Origin of the sequence: Promicromonospora kroppenstedtii DSM 19349 (assembly GCF_000515355.1) — a bacterium.
GTDB classification, from domain to species: Bacteria; Actinomycetota; Actinomycetes; order Actinomycetales; family Cellulomonadaceae; genus Promicromonospora; species Promicromonospora kroppenstedtii.
Window position 1 is genome coordinate 6,796 of record NZ_KI911633.1, and the last position, 2,243, is coordinate 9,038.

The 2,243-nt window shown below is 74.9% G+C and carries 1 protein-coding gene and 1 pseudogene; both read left to right on the top strand.

Features of this window, described 5'->3' with window-relative positions; translation table 11 throughout:
• Positions 1-640, top strand: a pseudogene (locus tag PROKR_RS06230) (hypothetical protein); the annotation flags it as partial.
• Entirely contained in the window at positions 637-1,869 is a 1,233-nt protein-coding gene (locus PROKR_RS06235) for a DUF6716 putative glycosyltransferase (protein ID WP_051432737.1), read from the top strand. The pseudogene PROKR_RS06230 and the gene PROKR_RS06235, both read left to right, overlap by 4 nt.
• Positions 1,870-2,243 lie beyond the last annotated feature (374 nt).

Here is a 2,243-nt window from a genome sequence, read left to right on the forward strand (position 1 = left end):
CGCCGCCCGCCGTCGGCTCGGTACCGTCGCGGCCCGTCGGCTGCGCGACCTGGCCGCCGACGGCCGGGCCACGCTGTTCACCGCGCTGCCGATCGACCCGGTGGTCCGCGACCACCTGACCGCCCAGGGCTTCGAGCTTGTGCGCAACGAGTTCGCCTGGCTCGCCCAGGCCCCCGCCTCGGGCGCACCGACCGAGCCGACCGTCGTCATCGGGTCGGCGCTGGCCGCCGACGGGCTGATCGACACCGACGCCTACGTCGGCTGGGTCCGGTCGCTCGCCGCGGACGGCCCGCTGCGCTACCTGCCGCACCGCCGCGAGCCCGACACCGCGCTGTCCCGGCTCGCCGCGATCGAGGGGCTGGTCCTGGACGCCGCGGGGGCCCCGGTAGAGCTACGCTTGCGCGGCATGACGGCATCGCAGCGCGTCGTCAGTCTCCCGTCCACGGCAGCCGTGCTGCTGACGACGATCCTCGCCCCCCGGGGCGTGGCAGTCATGCCGCAGGCCGTGCCGGAGAGCTGGTGGACCGATCGCGCCGCACCAAGCCTGCGCGCGCACCTCTCGAGCGTGCTCCGGCTCGCGGCGGATGCCCGCGCCGCCAGGACCGGACCCGACTCGACCTACCCGGAGGACCACGGATGACCATCCGCGTGCTCGCCGTCGCGGACAGCGACTCCTACCTCAAGTGGGCATGTTCCACGCTCGACAGCCTCGGCCTGCCCGACGCCCCGCTGGAGCGCGCGGCCGTACTGGTCCGCACGCCCATCGTGCCCACGACGAGCCAGATCGCGGCGGCCGTGGCCGGCTCCACCGTGGTGCGCCCCCAGGTACTGAGCCTGAGCGCACTGCGCGAGCACGTCCGGCGGACGCAGCCCGACGTCGTGCTGGTGGCCGCCACCGGCCCGATCGCCGAGATGGTGGCGCGCACCGTGGTCCGGGCGGACCCGAAGCGGCGCCCCGCGCTCGTCACCGGCCTGCCCGGCATGGCTCTGCCCGCGACCCCGCGCGGCGCCGCCTGGCGCCGCTGGTGCGACGCCTTCGTGGTGCACAGCCGCCGGGAGCGCACGGCCTACCAGGACGCGTTCGCCGCGCAGGAGGTCCACCCGCAGGTCGTCCTGACCCACCTGCCGTTCCTGGAGCGGAACACCACCATGGCGACCGCGCCGGTCGGCCGCGTCGTGTTCGCCGCCCAGGCCAAGGTGCCCGCCGGCCGCGCCGAGCGCGTGCGGCTGCTCGACAGCCTGGCGAAGGTCGCGGACGAGGGCTTCGAGGTGATCGTCAAGCTGCGTGCCCGCAAGGGCGAGCGCCAGACGCACAACGAGGAGCACCCCTACGACGACCTGTGGGAGACGGAGCACGCACGGCTCGGCCACGCCGCCGGCGCCCTGCGCTTCGTGGACGGCCCCATGGCCGAATGGCTGCAGCCCGGTACCGCGCTGGCGACCGTGAGCTCGACGGCGGCCCTGGAGTCGCTCGCGCTGAACCTGCCGACCGCCCTGGTGGAGGACTTCGGCGTCTCCGAGGAGCTGCTCAACGAGCCGTTCGTGGGCAGTGGTTGCCTGGTCTCGCTCGCGGACGCGGGCAAGGTCTTCCGCGAGAACGGCCCCGTGCCGGACGCCGCATGGCTCGACGAGAACTACCTGCACGACGCCGAGTCCGAGCTGCCCGCCCTCGTCACGTCCCTCGCGGCGCAGCGCGCGGACGGCACCCTGCGGTCCATGCCCGACGTGCGCCCGTGGCTGTGGCCCCGCCACATGCGGGTGGTGCTGCAGTCGGTGCTGCCCGGCTGGCTCTACCGCACCGTGCTGGTCGTCGGCCGCCCCGTCAAGCGGGTGTTCGGCGGCGCCGTGCCGTCGCTCGCGGGCCGGTAGCCCTCGGCACGGAGCACGTTCACCTCAGGCGGTCTCGCAGGACGAGGCCGCCTGAGGCGTTCTCGGGCGGGTTCCGGCACGCCCGGACCGCGAGCCTCCCCCGACCCGGACCACGGGTGATTTCGTCCGGCAGGTCGGCAACTTCGTTGCTGCGGCGAACGGGCAGGGCTAGCGTCGGCCCGGGGCCGGATCCGGGCCCCGCTCCCTACCAGCCGGAAGACATCATGAGACGTGCTCTGATCAGCACCACCTCCCTGGCTCTGTCGCTCGTGCTCGCCGGCGCCGCTGCCGGCACCGCGGTCGCCACCGAGTCGCCCATCCCGAGCCCCTCGCCGAGCCTCAGCGCCCCCGCGTCGCCGACGCCGAGCGCGCCC

Coding starts and splice junctions, on each gene's coding strand:
- PROKR_RS06235 (WP_051432737.1), top strand. CDS start 637: ATGACCATCCGCGTGCTCGCCGTCGCGGACAGCGACTCCTACCTCAAG.